The organism is Mycobacterium sp. ZZG (assembly GCF_054786995.1).
In genome coordinates this window covers 60,662-78,011 of sequence record NZ_JBTBFV010000022.1, presented here as the reverse complement: position 1 = coordinate 78,011, position 17,350 = coordinate 60,662, and the positions used below count along the sequence as shown (strand labels likewise).

The window sequence follows — 17,350 nt, the reverse complement described above, 5'->3', positions numbered from 1 at the left end:
TGGCGTCGCCGGACCCGGCGGCGCGGCAGGCACGATCCCCGGCGGACCGGGCGGCGTGGCCGGACCCGGCGGAGCCGCGGGAGCGATCCCGGGCGGCCCCTCGGGGGTCGCGGGTCCCGGCGGCGCGGCAGGCACGATCCCCGGCGGACCGGGCGGCGTGGCCGGACCCGGCGGAGCCGCGGGAGCGATCCCGGGCGGCCCCTCGGGGGTCGCTGGTCCCGGCGGCGCGGCAGGCTGCATCCCAGGCGTGGGTTGCGCCAGCGTTCCCGCCCCCTGAGCGCAATCAGCTCACCTGAGCGAGCACCTGCTGCATGCGTTCCTCCCGCGGCATCACCGGCCCGTCGCCGGGTATGTCGGTGATGCCCAGTCGGCCAGACCTGTGGCGGTCAGCATCGACGTGCGGTGGGCGGCGAGCACCAGCGCGTGGTCGTCGCTGTGGCCGGCGTCGACCAGCATCGCGCCGAGCAGACTGATGACCGCCATCTTGTAGGCGTTGAACGCCCGGTACCAGCACCAGTTCCCGGATGCTCGATGCCGCGTCGCCTGGTCGTCTCAGCTTGGCGACCGATCGCGCACTCGCCCGGTCGACCCGGCGCAGGATCAACCCGAGCAACAGGTCGTCGCGGTTCAGGTAGTAGCGGTAGACGGTACAGCGCTCGGCCGCATCCAGCAGGCGGTCGCGGGCCTCGTCGTCGTTGAGCAGCGCCCGGTCATCGCCCCAGTTCCGGCACGCCCCAGAAGTCGGCATGACGCCGATGCTGCCACGTGGGCGCCTCTGCCCGGGACGTACTTTGCCTAAACTTCGGGCAGCGGCTGCCACTGGCGCGAGACCGACCCGCTCCAGCGGGGAGTGCGCCGCTCCATGAAGGCCGCCACGCCCTCCCGCGCGTCCGGGCCGCCCATGACCCGGTGGTGCAGCGCGGTCTCCAGCGCCGCCACCTGTCGGGGCCGGTATCCGTACATCATGGTGTCCCACAACAGTCTCTTGCTCAAGGCCGCCGACATCGGTGCGACGTTGACGGCGATGTCGGCGGCGAGCGACATGGCCTCCGTGAGGACCTCCGCTGCCGGCAGGCAGCGCGACGCGACACCCAGCGCGGCCGCCTCGGCGCCGTCGAAGCTGCGTCCCGTCAGCAGCAGATCGGCCGCCACCGCACCACCGACCAGGTGCGGGAGCGTCCAGTGCGACATGCAGTCGCCGATCACCCCACGGCGCGACTGCGCCACCGCGTAGGAGGCGCCGGCCGCCATGATCCGGATGTCAGCCTGCAGCGCGAGGGTCAGCCCGATGCCGACGGCGTGGCCGTTGACCGCCGCGATGACCGGCGTCCGGAGTTCGAACGCCGCCGGATCGGTGGGCGAGGCGGTGAAGGAGTCGCCGGCCTCGGTGAACGGTCCTTTCCCGCCGACGAGGTCAGCTCCCACACAGAACGCGTCACCGGCCCCGGTCAGCACGATGGCACGGACATCGTCATCCTGGTCGCACTCCCGGTAAGCGGTGTTGAGCAACTCCCCCATCTCCGCGGTGTAGGCGTTGCGCCGCTCGGGCCGGTTGAACGTCAGCACCGCGACACCGTCGGCGACGGTGACGGTCAGGTCGGGCATGCGGCGAAACTTACCGACCCGGCGCCGCCTCACCGGAGAGAATCCGGGGATGGACACCCGCCGCCTGGAACTGCTGCTGGCACTGTCACGCCTGGGTTCGATGCGTGCCGTCGCCGACGAACACCACCTGACCACGTCCACGGTGTCCCAGCAGATCGCCGCGCTGGCTCGGGACATCGGAGCCAAGCTGATCGAACCCGAGGGCCGCCGCGTGCGTCTCACCCCGGCCGGCCGCCGCCTGGCCGATCACGCCGTGACGATCCTGGCCGCGGTCGACAGCGCGCGGCGCGACCTCGACCCCGACGCCGAACCGGCCGGTACGGTCCGCGTCGGCGGGTTCGCCACCGGCATCCGGGTGTCGCTGCTGCCCATCGTCGCCGACCTGGCGGTGCGTTACCCGGACGTCGAGGTCGTCATCAGCGAGTACGAACCGATCGAGGCGTTCGCGCTGCTGATCGCCGACGATCTCGATCTCGCACTGACCTACGACTACAACCTCGCGCCGGCCTCGCCGGGCGCGGCCCTGGACGCGGTGCCGCTGTGGTCGATCGAGTGGGGGCTGGGGGTGCAGTCGGGAACGGATGCCGACACTGTGCTGACGGCGTTCGCCGACGCCACCTGGATCGTCAACTCACGCAATACCGCCGACGAGACCGCGGTCCGCACCCTCGCATCGCTGGCCGGTTTCACCCCGACGATCGCACACCAGATCGACAGCCTCGATCTGGTCGAGGACCTCATTGCGGCGGGGTTCGGAGTGGGTCTGCTCCCCCTGGGCAGGCCCACCCGTGCCGGGGTGACCGTGCTGGATCTGCAGAACCCTGCCGTCACCCTGACGGCCTACGCGGTGACCCGGCGGGGGCGCTCGGCGTGGTCCCCGCTGCGCGCCATCCTCGACCGGATGCGCCCGCCGTCCGGCGACCTGTTGCGCCCGCGGTGGCCACGCCCCGAGGCCGGCCGGTGAGCCCGCGCGGCCTGGTTTGCCTCCCCAGACCCCGGGGAACACAGGCCTCATGTTGATCCGACGTGTAGCGCGCCCGATGCTGTCAGCAGTGTTCATCTCGCGTGGGGTCGAGGCGCTGCGAAGCCCGAAACCCGCCACCGACGCCACCCGCCAGACCCTCGAGGGCCTGAGCAAGCTGCCCGACCCGGTCGGCACCAATGTGCCGTCGAACGCTGAGACCGTCGCAAAGGTGACCGCCGCCGTGCAGATCGGCGGCGGCCTGCTGCTGGCGACCGGACGCCTCCCCCGGGTGGCCTCGGCGGCGCTGGCACTCAGCGTGGTACCGAGTTCGCTTGGCGGACATGCTTTTTGGAACGAGAACGACCCGCAGCGAAAGACCGACGAGCGGCGCGCCTTCATCACCGACGTCAGCCTGATCGGCGGTCTGATCATCGCCGCGGTGGACACCGAGGGCAAACCCTCGCTGGGCTGGCGTGGTCGCCGCGCCGCGCGCAAGGTCTCCGAGGCCGTGACGGCGGCTCTGCCTGCGGGCGCCGCGGCAGGGGGTTCCCTGACCGACAGCCCGCTCGCGGACAAGGTCGGGCACGGCCTGCACGTGGGCGCCGAGCGCGGCCGCGAGCTGGCACACGTCGCCCGGGAGCGCGGCGGGGAGCTGGCGCATGTCGCCCGCGAGCGCGGCGGCGAGCTCGCCGAGGTGGCCCGCGAACGGGCGCCGGAACTTGCTGAGGTGGCTCGCGAGCGCGCCGCGGAGTTGGCCGAGGTGGCCCGTGGGCGGGGCACCGAGTTGGCCGAGGTCGCCCGCGAGCGCGCTCCTGAGCTCGCCGACCTGGCCCGCGAACGCGCCGAATTGGCCCGCCAGCGGGCGGCGGTGCTTGCCGATACCGCCAACGTCGAGGTCAAGAAGCAGAAGCGCCGGCTGCGCTGAGCTCCGGGCCGCGGCGCCTCAGCCGCGGGGCGCGTAGCTGTAGTCGATCTTGTCGCCGTCCACCGCGGTGACCGTCAGGATGAACGCCGCGCGCTCGGGGCCGTCGGTCACCGCGCAGTCGACGGTGTTTCCCGGTCGGCCCTCCAGGTCGCCGGTGCACGTCGCCGACTCGGGACGCCGTTTCAGGTGCCGCGCGAGTTCGTCGAGAAGCGAGGTCTCGACCTCCGCCTTCGTCAGCATCGGCACCAGGTCGAAGTTCATCATCAGGCCGTCGACGCTGGTCACCTCCGCGGTCCTGCGCAGGATGGCGCCGGCGACTGTGACATCGCAGTGGGTCACCTCGCCCACGTGGCCGTGTAGGCCCGTCTCACACCTGACCTGCGAAGCGGGCGGCCCGCCGCCGTCGTCCACCAGGCGGGCCACCGCGCGTTGCACCTGCTCGACGGACAGCGCCGGAATCAGCTCGTAGTCGATGGTCTCGCCGTCGACCGCGGTCACGGTGACGATCGGCTCGAAACTGTTGGTGGGACTGACGATGACCTCGCAGCGCGCCGTCTGTCCGACCTCGCCGACCAGTGGATCCTTGCACGTCACCGATTGTGGCTGTTCCCCCGCTTCGCCCAGCCGCGCCCAGATGTCGGCCTGCAGATCGTCGGTGGCCACCGCGGGCAGGCCGGACGCTGCCTCGACGTTGCAGCCCGCCAGCGCGGCCGCGGCCGCCGCCGCGACGGCGAGCCGACCGGTGGCCTTCCTCATGGGTCAATGGTGGTTGACTGCCAGGGTGCCCCGCAACCGAACGCTGGCCCGCCGTCTGCACGACCGCGCCGAACCCGTGCACGCCGTCACCTATTTCGCGCCGGAGTGCCGCGCCGCGCTCGACGGCCTCGGCTACCGCGGCTTCTGGATGGGCTACTTCGCCGCCCGCTCGGCCCCGCTCGGCGCGGTACCGGCCGCCGTGGTCACCGCCGCGTTCTACAACTTCGCCCCGGAGCGGGTCGCCAAGGCCCTGCCCGCGGCCTGGGACATCGCCTCTCCGGCCCTCGCGCTGACGGCGCGCCGGGAGGCGGCGGTGGCGGCGCTGCGCCGCAGCGGGGTGACCGACGACGCGGCGGCCACGGTCGCCGATCTGACCGCGAAGGCGCTGGCCGGCGCCAACGTCGGCGGTCGCCCCCTGTTCGCCGCCAACGCGGCGCTGGACTGGCCCGCCGAACCTGTGGCCAGGCTGTGGCACGCGAGCACCCTGCTGCGCGAACACCGCGGTGACGGACACGTCGCCGTGCTGACCGCAGAGGGGGTGTCCGGGCGTGAATGCAACGTCCTGCACGCCGCGGCCGGCGGGGTCCCCGAGGAGATGATCAAGCGCGCCCGCGACTACGACGAGGAGCAGTGGGCCCGGCACCGTGGCGCGCTGCAGCAGCGGGGACTGCTCGACGGGGATGGCGCGCTGACAGCGGCCGGACGCGAGTTCAAGCAGCACATCGAGGACCGCACCGATGCGCTGGCGCTGTCCGTGCTGGACGGCCTCGAGGACGGCGAGGTCGAGGCGCTGTTCCGCACGCTGACGCCGATCGCCCGCGCGGTGGTCGACGCCGGCGACATCCCGGAGGGGACACCGATGGGACTGAGCCGCGCCGACCTCGACGACGACCGCGCGCACCTGTGCTGACGGGTCAGCGCGGCGCGTACATTATGAGGCCGACGCCGGCCAGGCACACCGCGGCTCCGGTGATGTCCCACCGGTCGGGCCGGAAACCGTCGACGACCATGCCCCAGATCAGCGAGCCCGCGACGAACACGCCGCCGTAGGCGGCCAGCACCCGGCCGAAGTTCGCGTCGGGTTGGAACGCCGCTACGAACCCGTAGGCGCCCAGGGCCAGCACGCCGGCCCCGACCCACAGCAGGCCGCGGTGTTCCCGGACGCCCTGCCAGACCAGCCACGCGCCGCCGATCTCGAGGACGGCGGCAAGGACGAACAGCAGCACCGATTTGACGACCACGCCCCACAGCGTGCCATCAGTGGTGCGCGCTGGTCGTGGTGGTGTGGCACGCGTCCGGCGGGGTGCCGACGACGTCGAGGGCCGGGTTGCGGTCGAAGAAGCCGAACGGCTTGAGCCAGAACGAGACGACGTCGACGGGCATCACCGGCCAGTCCTCGGGACGGGTGATGTGATGGATGCCGAAGACGTACCACAGCACCACGTCGGTGTTCTCGATGGACCGGTCGGCCGCAGTCCACCGCGCCAGGCCGGTGTCACGCACCGATTGGTTGACGAATTGTCCTGCGGGCCAACGCTCCTCGGGATGGTTGGGCGTAACCCACAAGGTGTGGGCGATCACGCTCGCGCGTTCGAGTACGGGCGTGCCTGCGGCGAACATGGCCGGGATCGCCCCGGTGGGCACCAGCTTGTACGCCGGGTGGGCTCCCAGCCGGGTCACGACGTTGGGGTTGACCACCTTCCACGCGCGCTGCGTGGCGAACTCGACGTCCTGCTTGCCCTCGCTCTCGGTGCGCAGCGGGGTGTTGCGCACCACCAGCGACAGACCATGCGGATTGTCCGGCGACACGGGTTCTGCGCACGACTCCGTCATCACCACCGTGTTGTCGGGTCCGTCGATGTCCAGATCCAGCCGCGCGACCAGAAAGTGCTGGTGGAACGGAGCGTAAGTTCGTTCGTCGACCAGGGTGCCGTTGGGATTGGGCGCGCCGCGCGGCAGCGGGGTGGTCACCATGATGCCGGTCGCGCGCACCTCGCACTCGATGTTGCCGTCCTGATAGAGCCGCCAGTACACCAGGTACTCGTAATTCGCGACGGTGACGTGGAATGAGATCGTCAGCCGGCGCATCCGGCGCACCTCCGCGCCGATCTCGGGGTCGACGTGCTTCCACAGCACGGCGTTGTCTTCTTCGTGGATGCAGATGGCGTTGGTGATGGTGTAGGGCTCGCCGCGGCTGTTGTGCAGCACCGCGTCGAGGTAGCGGATCTCGCCGAGGCAGTCGCAACCGAGCTCCAGCGAGGTGGTCATGAATCCCAGGCCCCATTCGCCGATGTCGAATGCGGTGCGCCGGTAATGATCCGGTGACGGGTCGCGGTAGGGCACGATCATCTCCGCGAACGACATCCGGTGCGCGATCGACCGGTCGCGGTCCCCGTCGCGGTAACGCACGGTGTGCAGCGTCATGCCCTCGCGGTGGTTGAAGCCCACCCGCAACGACCAGTTCTGCCACCGCAGCAAATTGCCCTCCAGCGTGAACGACGGCCCGTCGGGCTGGGTGATGTGCAGCGGTGCCACCCGCTCGCGGGTCGAGGCAGCAAGGATGCGCTCAGGTATGTGGGCGGGCACGTACTCACCCATCACGTCGGGCGTCGGCTCCCCCGTGCCGTCTGCAGCGCCCGCGTCTGCTGCGAACGGTCCGACATCTTCGACCCGCAGCAGTTCCATCGCGTTCACATCGACGACGCAGTGCAGCCCGCTGACCAGCCTGGCATATGGATTGGCCCCGGGCGCTGCCTTGACCCAGCTGTCGGACCAGCCCAGGCGCCGGTCACGGAATTCCGGGGGCGCCACCGCGTCGCCGTAGGTCCAGGTGTCGAAGAACACCAGCTCCATGTCGGTGATGCCGCGCCGGCGCAGTGCCTCCACCACGTCGGGGTGGGCGCGCAGGAGCCGATCGCATTCGACGAACTCGTCGACGGTGAAGTTGGCCTGCACGCCGGGAATGTGTTCGAACGTCTCGACGCGGTGGTCAGACAGCGACACCATGCTGCGGTAGGTGGCGTTGTCGGTGCGGTGGAAGCAGATCACCTCGGTGCGGCGCGGCGGCCGCGGGCCGCCGGCGTCGAATTCGGCGATCTCCGCTTTCCCCGGTTGGGCCAGATCGATGGACGCGATGCGCCAGTCCTCGGGCCGCACTCCACGGTCACGGCGCAGAATCGCGGCGATCGTGGCGAACTCGTCCGCATTCAGCGGGTCGAGGGGATGGCGCACGTGCCCACGCAACCACATCCCCGACCACAGGGTGCGGCGATTACGGCAAGTCGCCCCGGTTTTCAGCGCGCGGCGAGGAAGAAGTGCTCCCACGCCGTTCGCCGCTCGGCGTGCGGGTCCAGTTCAACGCGCCGGCGCCGGTCGAGCACCAGGACCGCACGCTCGTCGCGGTGGTAGCGCGGCCAGTCGTCGCCGGGCACACCGCGTTCGGCGAATCCCAGCCACCGCCGCTGCATGTCGTCTGACACCTTCGCCGCCGCACGCGAGTCCAGGCCCGCGGCGAGCAGCTTGCCGAACCGGGACCGGTACACGTCGAACACCGCGAGTAGCTCGGTGGCGTGGGTGGCGCCCATCCCGGACCAGCGCAGCGCGCGGGTGGCGTAGTCGTAGCGGTAGACGTGCGTCGGCGCGTGCGCCGAGTGCGCGTGGGCGATCTGCCACACCGCCGAGCCGAAGATGAAGTCGCCACCGAAGCGGACACAGGCCTCAGACGCCGGATACTCGGGGTAGGCGGCCAGGATGCGTTCTCGCGCATCGGGTTCGACGTGCGCCAGCAGCCGCTCGATGGCCGGCTGGTTGGTCGGCAGCAGTTTCAGGAAGCGGGTGAACAGCCGCCCCTCGTCGGCGTTGGTGCCGACGATCAGCGGTACCCGGTGCGCGCTGCCGTCGCGCATGGCCACGACGGGATCCTCGGGCAGGTACTCCGTGCCGTACGTCGGCCCGATGGCGAACGCTCCGAGCATGTCGCGCTGCCCTTCGACGACGAGCCGCTCCAGCGCGTCGACGAGTTCGGCCGGCCGAGCGCGCATCAGCGCCTGGACCGCCTCGCCGGTGGTTGCCCCGAACTGGCGGGCGAACCGCGCCGCGTAGTCCTCGGCGATCTCGGCGCTGCTGATCATCCCGCTGGCCGGACTCTGCGAAATAGCTTGGGCGAACAAGCCTTCGGCCGCGGGAGTGGCCATCAGCGTCGCCACCGCGTGCGCGCCGGCGCTCTCTCCGAAGATCGTCACGTTGCCCGGATCGCCGCCGAACGCCGCGACGTTGTCGCGCACCCATCGCAGCGCCATCACGAGGTCACGCAGGAACAGGTTGTCGTCGATCGTGACCTCCGGGGTCGACAGCGACGACAGCTCCAGACACCCGAGCGCACCGAGCCGGTAGTTGACCGAAATGTAGACGCATCCCTTGCGCGCCAGGGACGCTCCGTCGTAGATCGGCGTCGCCGAACTGCCCAGCATGTATCCGCCGCCGTGGATGAACACCATCACGGGCAGTCCCGCGCCGGCCTCGGCACGTTTCGGGGCGACCACGTTCAGTGTCAGGCAGTCCTCGCTCATCGGCTGGTATCGGCCGGGGGCCAGGAGGGTGTACATGCGCTGCTGGGGCGCGCAGGAGCCGAATCCGTGGCAGTACCGCACCCCAGGCCAGGGCTGCACCGGCCGGGGCGCCCGGTACCGCAGCGGGCCCACCGGGGGCCGGGCGTAGGGAATCGAGCGCCACCGGTTCACACCGTCGCGCGTAAAACCCTCGACGGTGCCCGACGCAGTCTTCACCCGAACGGTGTGCTCGTGCATTCTCACGACGGTAGCGAACTCTTCCGCGGCCCGCCTCGCACTAGATGCCGTGTCGGGTCGCTAGCCTGGCCGGATGCGTATAGCTGCCCTGATCGCGATGAGCGTCCTGGCGGCGGGCTGCTCACAGTCGGTCGGCGGGGAGGCCGAACCGTCGCGGGCCGGGGAGGCGGCGCCGCCCGCCACCACCTCGGCAGCCCCGCCGGTAGCGCCGCCGCCGAACCGTTCCGGCGCGCCGACGGCGGCCGCGTCGATCGATCAGGTCATCGGCTGGATCGAGGCGGGCCCGGCCGCGGACCCGGCAGGCTTCCACGTCGCGTTCCGTGACGGTGTGACCACCCGTTTGGGCGACGACATCGCCTTCACCGCGCCGTCCGGGGCGCCGCACTCCGACACCCAGTGCGTCGCCGGCCCCGCGGGCCCGATGACGTGCCTGCTCGACCTCACGTCGCCTCCACCGCGGCCGGCACAGGCCGAGGGCAGGTGGAAACCGGGGTGGGTGGAATTCACGGGGACCGACCTGACGGTCGGCGCACTGCGCGGCGACCCGGGCCCGTTCCTCAACGGTTCCGGTGCGCAACTGCCCGTCGGCCAGTCGCTGACCATCGGTGACAACCGCTGCCGCAGCGACGCGTCGGGGCTGTTCTGCGTCAACTACGCGCACCGCGCGGCGGTCCGGCTCGCCGCCGACGGCGTGGTCGCGTTCGGGTGCCTGGCCGAGGTCACCCCGCCGGAGGGGTCGGCGAGGTCGTACCGCTGCTGAACCCGGGTCATCCCGCGTCCTGACGGGCTCTCTCCCTGGCCCGGGCCGGGTAGGCCTGCGTCATCCCGACTGCGCCGATGATGACCACCACCGGGATGACGGCCTTGGTGAGGTGGACGGTCGACGGCGCCGTCGCGGCCAGGAAACCCAGCACCGCGATCAGCGCGAACACCAGCGCCCACATCAGCGTCAGCACCTGGTTGGTGCGCCGGAAGGCGAGCGCCTCCCGGTTCCCGCGGGCCGCCCCGGCCGGGGCGTACTGCGCGGTGAACGGCTCGAAGGCCAGCGAGATCAGCGCCATGGCCGCGAGCACCCCGCTGGAGAGCGTCGTCGCGTAGGTGTCCATCCAGTCGCGGTCCGCGGCGCCGAGGACCAACCCGGCGATGGTCACACCGGCGAAGAACACCACGGTGACCACGTCGAGCAACCTCAGGCCGGCGAACCCGGCCGACATCCCCATGATCAGCGTCGCGATCACCGCGCAGACCGCGCCGAACATCCAGGTGCTCGGCCCGTCGGCGACCACCCAGTAGATGATCCACGGGACAAAGCCGATGAAGGGGCTGCGCTCGAACCAATCGTCCACCCGGTCAGCTTCGCCTACATCGTCACGTCCGGCGACGCTTCGCCCAGGAAGCACAGCGCGGGCCGGCTCAGTTGAGCCGGAACGTCCCGGTGACCAGTGTCGGAGTCACGGCGACACCGTTGATGGTGGCGCGGGGGGCGCCGTCGGACCCGAACTCGATCGGGCCGGCAGGTGACAGGTTCCGCGTGTTGCGGACCTTGTCACGGACGTCGAAGTCGCTGAGCTCGTCGAGGTTGAACGGGTCGAAATTGCGGTCGCCCTGGGCGAACCCGCTGAACTGCACTCCGGTGGCAGAGCCGTCGGGACGCACCACCCACGAGGCACGCACCCCGTCCGAATCCGCGGTGTACATACCCGCCACCCCGGAGACGGATGCGGCGGTGAAGGCGTACTCGACGCCGTTCATCGTGACCTCGCCCGTGACATCGTCGCCGTGGTACTCGGCGACGAGCGTGTCCCGGAACCGGGACTTCAGGTCGATGCCGCCGTCGGACTGGTCGCCGAAGAACCATGCCTCGTCGTCGACGCCGTTGCATGCGTAGGCCGCGACGGACGGGCCGTCGACGCTGATTCCGATCGTCATGGTCTTGCCGTCGGCGGCGGCCATGTCGGCCATATAACGCGCGGACGCGGGAAACGGTGCGGCGGGCGGGGATTCGGCGGTCTGCGCGGTCGGCGCCGGCGCCGACGGCGACGCGGTCTGGGTGGTCGAACCGTTGGTGCAGGCGGTGGTCAGCGCCACCAGGGCACCGATCCCGACCAGCACGGGGCGGAGGCGATTTCTCATGCGCTCAGCATTGTCGGCGGCAGCGGGCGGTGCTTGGAGATTCGGTGGAGATTGCGTGGAGATGTGCGCGCTCAGGCAGCCAGAAAGGCCTCGACCTGCGCGCAGAACACCCGCCATGCCGGCTCGGTACCGGTGAGGAGGTGGTTGTTGCTCGCGAGCGCAACCAGGCCGGCTCCCGGGATCAGCGCAGCCAGCTCCTCACCACAACGCATCGGCACGCGGTGGTCGTCACGGGAGTGCAGCACCAGCGTCGGGCAGCGGATGCGGCCGCACTGTTCGCGGACGTCGATGCGGCCGAACTCCTCCAGGAACCGCACCGCGTTGGACGGCGAGGTGGTGCGCCGCGCAAGCTGGTCGAACGCCTCCCAGTCCGCACGGCTGCCGTCCGGCAGGAACTGGGTGGCGAAAACCTGCCGGAAGGCCGGGTCATCGCGCCCCCACCCGACCCTGGCGAGGTCGAGATCGAGTGCGGCTGCCCGCTTTTCGTCGTCGGAATGCGCCCTTACCCCGCGACCGGTGGCGTACGCCCCGCACAGCACCAAGTGGGTGACCCGATCGGGGTGACGGGCGGCGTAGGCCACCGCGACAGCGCCACCTTGGGACACGCCGAGCAGCGGGAACCGATCCAGGCCGACGGCCTCGACCACGGACTCCAGGTCGGTCACCCAGTCGGCGAACGTGAACCCGCCGACGTCCCAGTCCGACAGGCCACATCCGCGTTCGTCGTAGCGGATGAATCGGTGCCGCGCGGACAGGTCGCGCACCCAGTGCCGCCACACCGGGCTCTCGATGTCGTAGCCGAGGTGCGTCATCCAGTTCGCCGCTCGGACCAGCGGCGGCCCCTCGCCCGAGACGGCGTAGGCCAGCCGCGCACCGTCGGCGGCCCTGGTGAAGGCGATGTGCTGCTGCGGCGGCTCGGACTCGGGCTCGGCGGGAGCCGCGACAGGATCAGCCGCAGCGTGCAGGTTGCCGACGAACTGATAACCGCGCCCGCGGATGGTGCGAATGTAGCGTTGCGACTCGCCGTCGTCGCCGAGTGCGCGCCGAGCTGCTTTGATGCGGCTGGTCAGAGCCGCCTCGCCGACGAAGCGGCCGCCCCAGACGGTGTCGAAGAGCTCGTTCTTGGTGACGAAACGCTGGTGATTGCTGACCAGGTGGGTCAGCACGTCGAATACCTGGGGCTCGACCCGGATCACCCGGTCGCCGCACCGGAGTTCGTAGCGGCCCGCATCGAGAACGAAATCGTCCCATCGCCACACTCGCAGCGACGGGGGAAGCGCGGAATCTGCGCTGGTCACGCGATAAGAGTAGCGGCGACAGCACCTGCTCGCCGGGCCTCGCTCAGCGCCAGCCGTCGGCTTCCCGCGCCGCCCGCATCACCGCGTCACACAGCTCCTTCAGTTCTGCGGGGTCGGCGCCCTCGTCGAGCGCGATCGCCATGTCCTCGGCCGCACACCGCACCTGATACACCCGGTCGGACAACTCGGAGGCCTCCTCGGCGGACAGCACCACCGCATCAGGTGGAACCGACGTGCCCTTGACCATGGCGCGCTGCTCGTAGGCCCGCTGCCGGCAGGACTGTCTGCAGTATTGACGGCGGCGCCCGAGCCCGGCGTCGGCGACTTCCCGCCCACACCACCGACAGCTCTGCGGACGCCTGCGGGTGCTGGTCTGGGGGCTCAGCGACGTCATGCGCCAGACTGTAGACGGGCCTGCCCCGGAATCCCGGTATCATCGACGGTCGAGTCGGGAACTCTGTGAGGCGTATCTGCGTTGAAAAGAGGTCCTTGGTTCGCCTCCGGCGAAGTCCGGACCCAATCGCTACAGAGGAGTTGACGATGGCTGATCGTGTCTTGAGGGGCAGCCGCCTCGGAGCCGTGAGCTACGAGACGGACCGCAACCACGACTTGGCGCCACGTCAGGTCGCCCGTTACCGCACCGACAACGGCGAGGAGTTCGACGTCCCGTTCGCCGACGACGCCGAGATTCCCGGCACCTGGCTGTGCCGCAACGGCCTCGAGGGCACCCTGATCGAGGGTGACGTTCCGGAGCCGAAGAAGGTCAAGCCTCCCCGCACCCACTGGGACATGCTGCTGGAGCGCCGTTCGATCGAGGAACTCGAGGAACTGCTCAAGGAGCGCCTCGAGATCGTCAAGACCCGCCGCCGCGGGAACTGAGAACCGCGGGCCCGCTTCAGCGGGCCACGCCGCGCGCCCGGTCCAGCCGGGCGCGCAGGCCCCACTGTGCGACCTTGAAGATCGCCTCCCGGATCGTCGATCCGTCCATCTTCGACACCCCGTGCTCACGTTCGGTGAACGTGATCGGCACCTCGACGACGGTGAAACCGGCGTTGATCGACCGCCACGTCAGGTCGACCTGGAACCCGTACCCCTTGGTGTCGACCGCACCGAGATCGATCTTCTCCAACACCTCGCGGCGGTACGCCCGGTAGCCGGCGGTGATGTCGTGGATGTCCACCCCGAGCAGGATGCGCGAGTAGCCGTTGGCGGTGCGCGACAGCACCAGCCGTCGCCGGGGCCAGTTGACCACCTCGCCACCGTCGACGTAGCGCGAGCCGATCACGACGTCGGCGCCCGCGTCGACGGCGCGCAGCAGCCGGTCGAGCTGCTCCGGAGGATGACTACCGTCGGCGTCCATCTCGACGAGCACGGTGTACTGCCGGCCCAACCCCCACGCGAAGCCGGCCAGGTACGCCGCGCCCAGGCCTTCCTTGGCGGTGCGGTGCAGGACATGGACCCTGTCGGGGTCTGCGACGGCCAGCTCGTCGGCCAGCTGACCCGTGCCGTCGGGGCTGTCGTCATCGACGATCAGCACGTGCACGTCCGGCTGCGCCTCATGGACACGCCTGACGATCAACGGGAGGTTCTGCCGCTCGTTGTACGTCGGGATGATGACCAGGGTGCGGCGCGTGGGACGCACACCGGTTGCGGAGCCGTCGCTCATGCCACCGGGGACGCTCATGGGGCTCCTTTGTCGTCGTCGGTGGTCGATCGCCGACCCCTGAATCTTGCGGGCACGAATGAACCATTGTGCAGCATCGCCCCGAGAAGACCCGCAACGCCGAGGGCGACCAGCACCCCTTCGAGGTAAGGGCCGAACCGGGTCGCGGGCGTCAGCGAGGTCTTCAACCGGATCTGCCGGTCCAGATAGGCCGGTTCGAACCACCCGGTGCGGGCAATCTCGCGGCCGTCGGGCGTGATCACCGCGCTGATGCCGGTGGTGCCTGCGACGACGACGAAGCGGTCGTGCTCGACGGCGCGCAGCCGGCCGAAGGCCAGCTGCTGTTCGCTCATCGCCTCGTTGAACGTCGCATTGTTGCTCGGCACGGCCAAGAACTGGGCGCCGGCGCGCACCGATTCGCGGGCCGCACGGTCGAAGATGACCTCCCAGCAGGTGGTGATGCCCACCAACATGCCCGCGGCATGGACCACGCCGTCACCGTCACCGGGAATGAAGTAGCCGGCGCGGTCAGCGTACGACGACAGCTTCCGGAAGAAGTCGCGCCACGGCAGGTACTCGCCGAAGGGCTGCACGATCCGCTTGTCGTGACGGTCGGCCGGACCGGTCCCGGGATTCCACACGATCACGGTGTTGGTCGACGCCGGATCGGCGCGGCTGCGACCGGGTGCGGCCACCACCCCACCGACCAGGATCGGTGCACCGATGGCGTCGGCGGCCTTCGAGATCTCTTGTGCAGCATCGGGATTGGCGAGCGGGTCGATGTCGGAGGAATTCTCCGGCCAGATCACCAGCATCGGGCGGGCGGCCTTGCCGCCCCGGACGTCGTCGGCCAACCGCAGAGTCTCGCTCACGTGGTTGTCCAGCACGGCCCGGCGCTGGGCGTTGAAGTCCAGCCCGAGCCGCGGCACGTTTCCCTGCACGGCCGCGACGGTGACCAGCGGTTCGTCGGCGACCCCGAGACCGGCCTTGCGCACGTTCGGCCAGGCCAGCGTCGCGGCGAGCAGCACCGCGGTGATACACAGCCCGGGCAGCACCACCGCAGGCGGCGTGGCCGCGCGGGCCCGCGTGTCCCGCCGCCACCAGGCGACGACCTCCAGGATCAGCGCGGCCAGGCTGAAAGAGACCAGAACGACGGCGAAGGACACCAGCGGGGCGCCACCGACGTAGGCCAGCGGCAGCAGCGGGCTCTCGGTCTGCGAAAAGCCGACCACCCCCCAGGGAAATCCGCCGAACGGCACCGTGGACTTCAGCCATTCCTGCGCCGACCAGAGCCCGGCGAACCACAGCGGCCAACCCGGCAGCTTCCTGACAACCACCGCCAGGAGTCCGAACAGCGCGGGGAACAGCGCCTCGGCGGCACTGAGCGCCACCCAGGGCAGCGCCCCGACCAGCCCGCTGATCCACGGGAGCAGCGGCAGGTAGAACGCGAGCCCGAACAACAGGCCGTACCCCGCACCACCGGCGACCGTGGTGGACCTCCGCGTCAGCACCCAGCCCAGCAGCGCGAACCCCGGGATCGCCGCGTACCACCAGCCGAAAGGCGGGAAGCTCACACACAGCAGCAGACCGGCGCCGATCGTCACGGCCAGCACGTGCCAGCGGTCGGCGACCGCGCGCCCGAACCGCGAGAGAACGTCAGCCATGAAGAACGCGCCCCCGGTGCACTGTCTGCCGGCACCGCGGGAGGTCGCCGTCCAGCCTGGGCAGCACCGGCACCCGGGAGCGCGGGTCGGTAGACCAACGCTGCACCGCGTCGGCGGGTGCGCTGACGTCGAACTCCTCGGCATCCCAGACCGCGTAGGTGGCGGGGGCACCCGGGACCAGCGTGCCGGTGACGCCGTCGCGGACGCCGCCGGCGCGCCAGGCGCCGCGGGTTGCCGCCGCGAACGCGGCGCGCGCCGAGACAGCGCTTCCGGGAGTATGGTGGGTGGTCGCGGCCCGGACCGTCGCCCACGGGTTCATGTCCGTGACCGGGGTGTCGGACCCGAACGCCAAAGGCACACCCCGGGACGCCAGCACCGCGAAATTGTTCAGTCCCGCGGCCCGCTTCTCCCCGAGGCGGCGGGCGTACATGCCGTCCGTGCCGCCCCATAACGCATCGAAATTCGGTTGCATGCTCGCGATCACGCCCCAGCTGCCGAGCTTGCCGGCTTGCTCTTCGGTGACCATCTCCAGGTGTTCCAGCCGGTGCCCGCAGCGCGCCACCGCCGCGACGCCGAACCGTTCGACGACGGCCTCCAGCGCGGTGGTGACAGCAGTGACGGCGGCGTCGCCGATGACATGGAAACCCGCGGTGATGCCGGCTTCGGTGCAGGCGGTCAGGTGCGCGGTGACGGCGTCGGCGTCGAGGTAGCTGTTACCGGTGGGCGCCGGGCAGTCGGCGGGCACGTCGGCGTACGGCTCATGCAGCCACGCGGTCCGCGAACCGAGCGCGCCGTCGACGAAGAGGTCACCGGCCAGGCCGCGCGCCTCGGTGGACGCCAACAGTTCGCGCGCTCGTTCGGCATCGGCAACCGGTTCGCCCCAGTAGCCGACGATCTCGACGCCGTGCCGGTGGGCGCGCAGCTCCCGCCAGTCGTCGAGGCCGCCGATCTGCGGGCCGGCGCACTCGTGCACGGCGGCGATGCCCGACGCGGCTGCGGCGTCGAGGGCGGCCTGCCTGGCGTCGCGGCGCTGCGCTGCGGTCAGCTGTTCGCGGGCGGCACGGCGGACGGTGTGGTGGGCGTCGGCGGTCAGTGGGACGCCGTCGGCGACACCGGCGGTCCGGCGCAGGTGGGTCGAGGCCACCGCCGAGTGCACGTCAACGCGGGCGAGGTAGGCCGGCCGTTGCCCAACCGCGGCGTCGACGTCCGCGGTGCCCGGTGCGGTGCGCTCCGGCCAGCGCGATTCGTCCCAGCCCTGTCCCCACACGACCCCGTCGGGATGGCTTCGGGCGTAGTCGGCGAGCAGGTCCAGACAGTGCCGCAGCGACGCCGCACCGCGCAGGTCCAGGCCGCTCAGGGCGAGACCGGTCGCGGTGGTGTGAACGTGGCTGTCGACGAAGGCGGGTGCGACGAATCCACCGTCGAGGTCGACGACCCTCGCGTCGGGGAACTGGGTGCGCCCTACGTCGTCGCTGCCCAACCAGGCGACGATGCCGTCCCGGACCGCCATCGCGGTCGCGTCGGGCATGGTCGGGCT

18 protein-coding genes and 1 pseudogene are annotated in these 17,350 nt (G+C 70.8%); 6 read left to right on the top strand and 13 right to left on the bottom strand.

Going from position 1 to position 17,350, the window contains the following annotated elements; translation table 11 throughout:
* A partial coding sequence (locus tag ACXMYJ_RS14630; protein ID WP_460357126.1) for a hypothetical protein occupies window positions 1-277 on the top strand: 277 nt, incomplete at its 5' end.
* Between the two features lie 6 nt (window positions 278-283).
* Here the strand turns inward: ACXMYJ_RS14630 and ACXMYJ_RS14625 are convergent.
* Window positions 284-510 (bottom strand): annotated as a pseudogene (locus ACXMYJ_RS14625) (phosphotransferase family protein); the annotation flags it as partial.
* 285 nt (window positions 511-795) lie between these two features.
* Window positions 796-1,605: an enoyl-CoA hydratase/isomerase family protein gene (locus tag ACXMYJ_RS14620; protein WP_260753257.1), complete on the bottom strand. Its 810-nt coding sequence runs from the start codon at window positions 1,603-1,605 to the stop codon at window positions 796-798.
* 49 nt (window positions 1,606-1,654) lie between these two features.
* Here ACXMYJ_RS14620 and ACXMYJ_RS14615 point away from each other — a divergent pair, with 49 nt between their 5' ends.
* Together ACXMYJ_RS14615 and ACXMYJ_RS14610 are read left to right on the top strand one after the other, a co-directional pair.
* A complete protein-coding gene (locus ACXMYJ_RS14615) occupies window positions 1,655-2,569 on the top strand; it encodes a LysR family transcriptional regulator (RefSeq protein WP_260753258.1) in 915 nt (304 codons plus the stop codon).
* A gap of 49 nt (window positions 2,570-2,618) precedes the next feature.
* Window positions 2,619-3,494 carry a DoxX family protein gene (locus ACXMYJ_RS14610; RefSeq protein WP_260753259.1) on the top strand — a complete coding sequence of 292 codons (876 nt, stop codon included), beginning with the start codon at window positions 2,619-2,621 and terminating at the stop codon, window positions 3,492-3,494.
* Between the two features lie 18 nt (window positions 3,495-3,512).
* On the opposite strand, the gene ACXMYJ_RS14605 is transcribed toward ACXMYJ_RS14610, so the two are convergent.
* On the bottom strand, window positions 3,513-4,250 hold the full coding sequence (locus tag ACXMYJ_RS14605) for a DUF4333 domain-containing protein (RefSeq protein WP_260753261.1): 738 nt from the start codon (window positions 4,248-4,250) through the stop codon (window positions 3,513-3,515).
* 25 nt (window positions 4,251-4,275) lie between these two features.
* On the opposite strand from ACXMYJ_RS14605, the gene ACXMYJ_RS14600 reads away from it, so the two are divergent.
* Window positions 4,276-5,160, top strand: a complete 885-nt coding sequence (locus ACXMYJ_RS14600) for an SCO6745 family protein (protein ID WP_460357121.1) — start codon at window positions 4,276-4,278, stop codon at window positions 5,158-5,160.
* 4 nt (window positions 5,161-5,164) lie between these two features.
* Here the strand turns inward: ACXMYJ_RS14600 and ACXMYJ_RS14595 are convergent, their stop codons facing one another.
* From ACXMYJ_RS14595 to ACXMYJ_RS14585, 3 genes are read right to left on the bottom strand one after another with little or no spacing between them, the layout of a single operon-like run.
* On the bottom strand, window positions 5,165-5,491 hold the full coding sequence (locus ACXMYJ_RS14595; protein ID WP_260753262.1) for a YnfA family protein: 327 nt from the start codon (window positions 5,489-5,491) through the stop codon (window positions 5,165-5,167).
* A gap of 16 nt (window positions 5,492-5,507) precedes the next feature.
* Window positions 5,508-7,499, bottom strand: a complete 1,992-nt coding sequence (locus tag ACXMYJ_RS14590) for a primary-amine oxidase (RefSeq protein ID WP_460357118.1) — start codon at window positions 7,497-7,499, stop codon at window positions 5,508-5,510.
* Window positions 7,500-7,543: 44 nt separating this feature from the next.
* Complete coding sequence (locus tag ACXMYJ_RS14585; RefSeq protein WP_260753263.1) at window positions 7,544-9,055, bottom strand: carboxylesterase/lipase family protein; 1,512 nt, start codon at window positions 9,053-9,055, stop codon at window positions 7,544-7,546.
* 73 nt (window positions 9,056-9,128) lie between these two features.
* Between ACXMYJ_RS14585 and ACXMYJ_RS14580 the strand changes: the two genes are divergently transcribed.
* A complete protein-coding gene (locus tag ACXMYJ_RS14580) occupies window positions 9,129-9,815 on the top strand; it encodes a hypothetical protein (protein WP_460357115.1) in 687 nt (228 codons plus the stop codon).
* A 7-nt stretch (window positions 9,816-9,822) separates the two neighbouring features.
* Here ACXMYJ_RS14580 and ACXMYJ_RS14575 read toward each other — a convergent pair whose 3' ends face one another.
* From ACXMYJ_RS14575 to ACXMYJ_RS14560, 4 genes are all read right to left on the bottom strand, one after another.
* On the bottom strand, window positions 9,823-10,401 hold the full coding sequence (locus ACXMYJ_RS14575) for a hypothetical protein (RefSeq protein ID WP_460357112.1): 579 nt from the start codon (window positions 10,399-10,401) through the stop codon (window positions 9,823-9,825).
* A gap of 67 nt (window positions 10,402-10,468) precedes the next feature.
* A complete protein-coding gene (locus tag ACXMYJ_RS14570; protein WP_460357109.1) occupies window positions 10,469-11,188 on the bottom strand; it encodes a hypothetical protein in 720 nt (239 codons plus the stop codon).
* Window positions 11,189-11,259: 71 nt separating this feature from the next.
* Window positions 11,260-12,486: an alpha/beta hydrolase gene (locus ACXMYJ_RS14565; RefSeq protein WP_260753268.1), complete on the bottom strand. Its 1,227-nt coding sequence runs from the start codon at window positions 12,484-12,486 to the stop codon at window positions 11,260-11,262.
* A 43-nt stretch (window positions 12,487-12,529) separates the two neighbouring features.
* A complete protein-coding gene (locus ACXMYJ_RS14560) occupies window positions 12,530-12,880 on the bottom strand; it encodes a hypothetical protein (protein ID WP_443188552.1) in 351 nt (116 codons plus the stop codon).
* A 146-nt stretch (window positions 12,881-13,026) separates the two neighbouring features.
* Between ACXMYJ_RS14560 and rbpA the strand changes: the two genes are divergently transcribed.
* Window positions 13,027-13,365, top strand: coding sequence for an RNA polymerase-binding protein RbpA (rbpA, locus tag ACXMYJ_RS14555; RefSeq protein WP_260753282.1), 339 nt, complete (start codon window positions 13,027-13,029; stop codon window positions 13,363-13,365).
* Window positions 13,366-13,381: 16 nt separating this feature from the next.
* Here the strand turns inward: rbpA and ACXMYJ_RS14550 are convergent, their stop codons facing one another.
* From ACXMYJ_RS14550 to ACXMYJ_RS14540, 3 genes are read right to left on the bottom strand one after another with little or no spacing between them, the layout of a single operon-like run.
* Window positions 13,382-14,170: a polyprenol monophosphomannose synthase gene (locus tag ACXMYJ_RS14550; RefSeq protein WP_260753284.1), complete on the bottom strand. Its 789-nt coding sequence runs from the start codon at window positions 14,168-14,170 to the stop codon at window positions 13,382-13,384.
* Window positions 14,167-15,813: an apolipoprotein N-acyltransferase gene (gene lnt, locus ACXMYJ_RS14545; protein ID WP_260753285.1), complete on the bottom strand. Its 1,647-nt coding sequence runs from the start codon at window positions 15,811-15,813 to the stop codon at window positions 14,167-14,169. The genes ACXMYJ_RS14550 and lnt overlap by 4 nt, the downstream gene beginning before the upstream one ends.
* On the bottom strand, window positions 15,806-17,341 hold the full coding sequence (locus ACXMYJ_RS14540) for an amidohydrolase (protein WP_260758145.1): 1,536 nt from the start codon (window positions 17,339-17,341) through the stop codon (window positions 15,806-15,808). Before ACXMYJ_RS14540 ends, lnt begins: the two co-directional genes overlap by 8 nt.
* Window positions 17,342-17,350 lie beyond the last annotated feature (9 nt).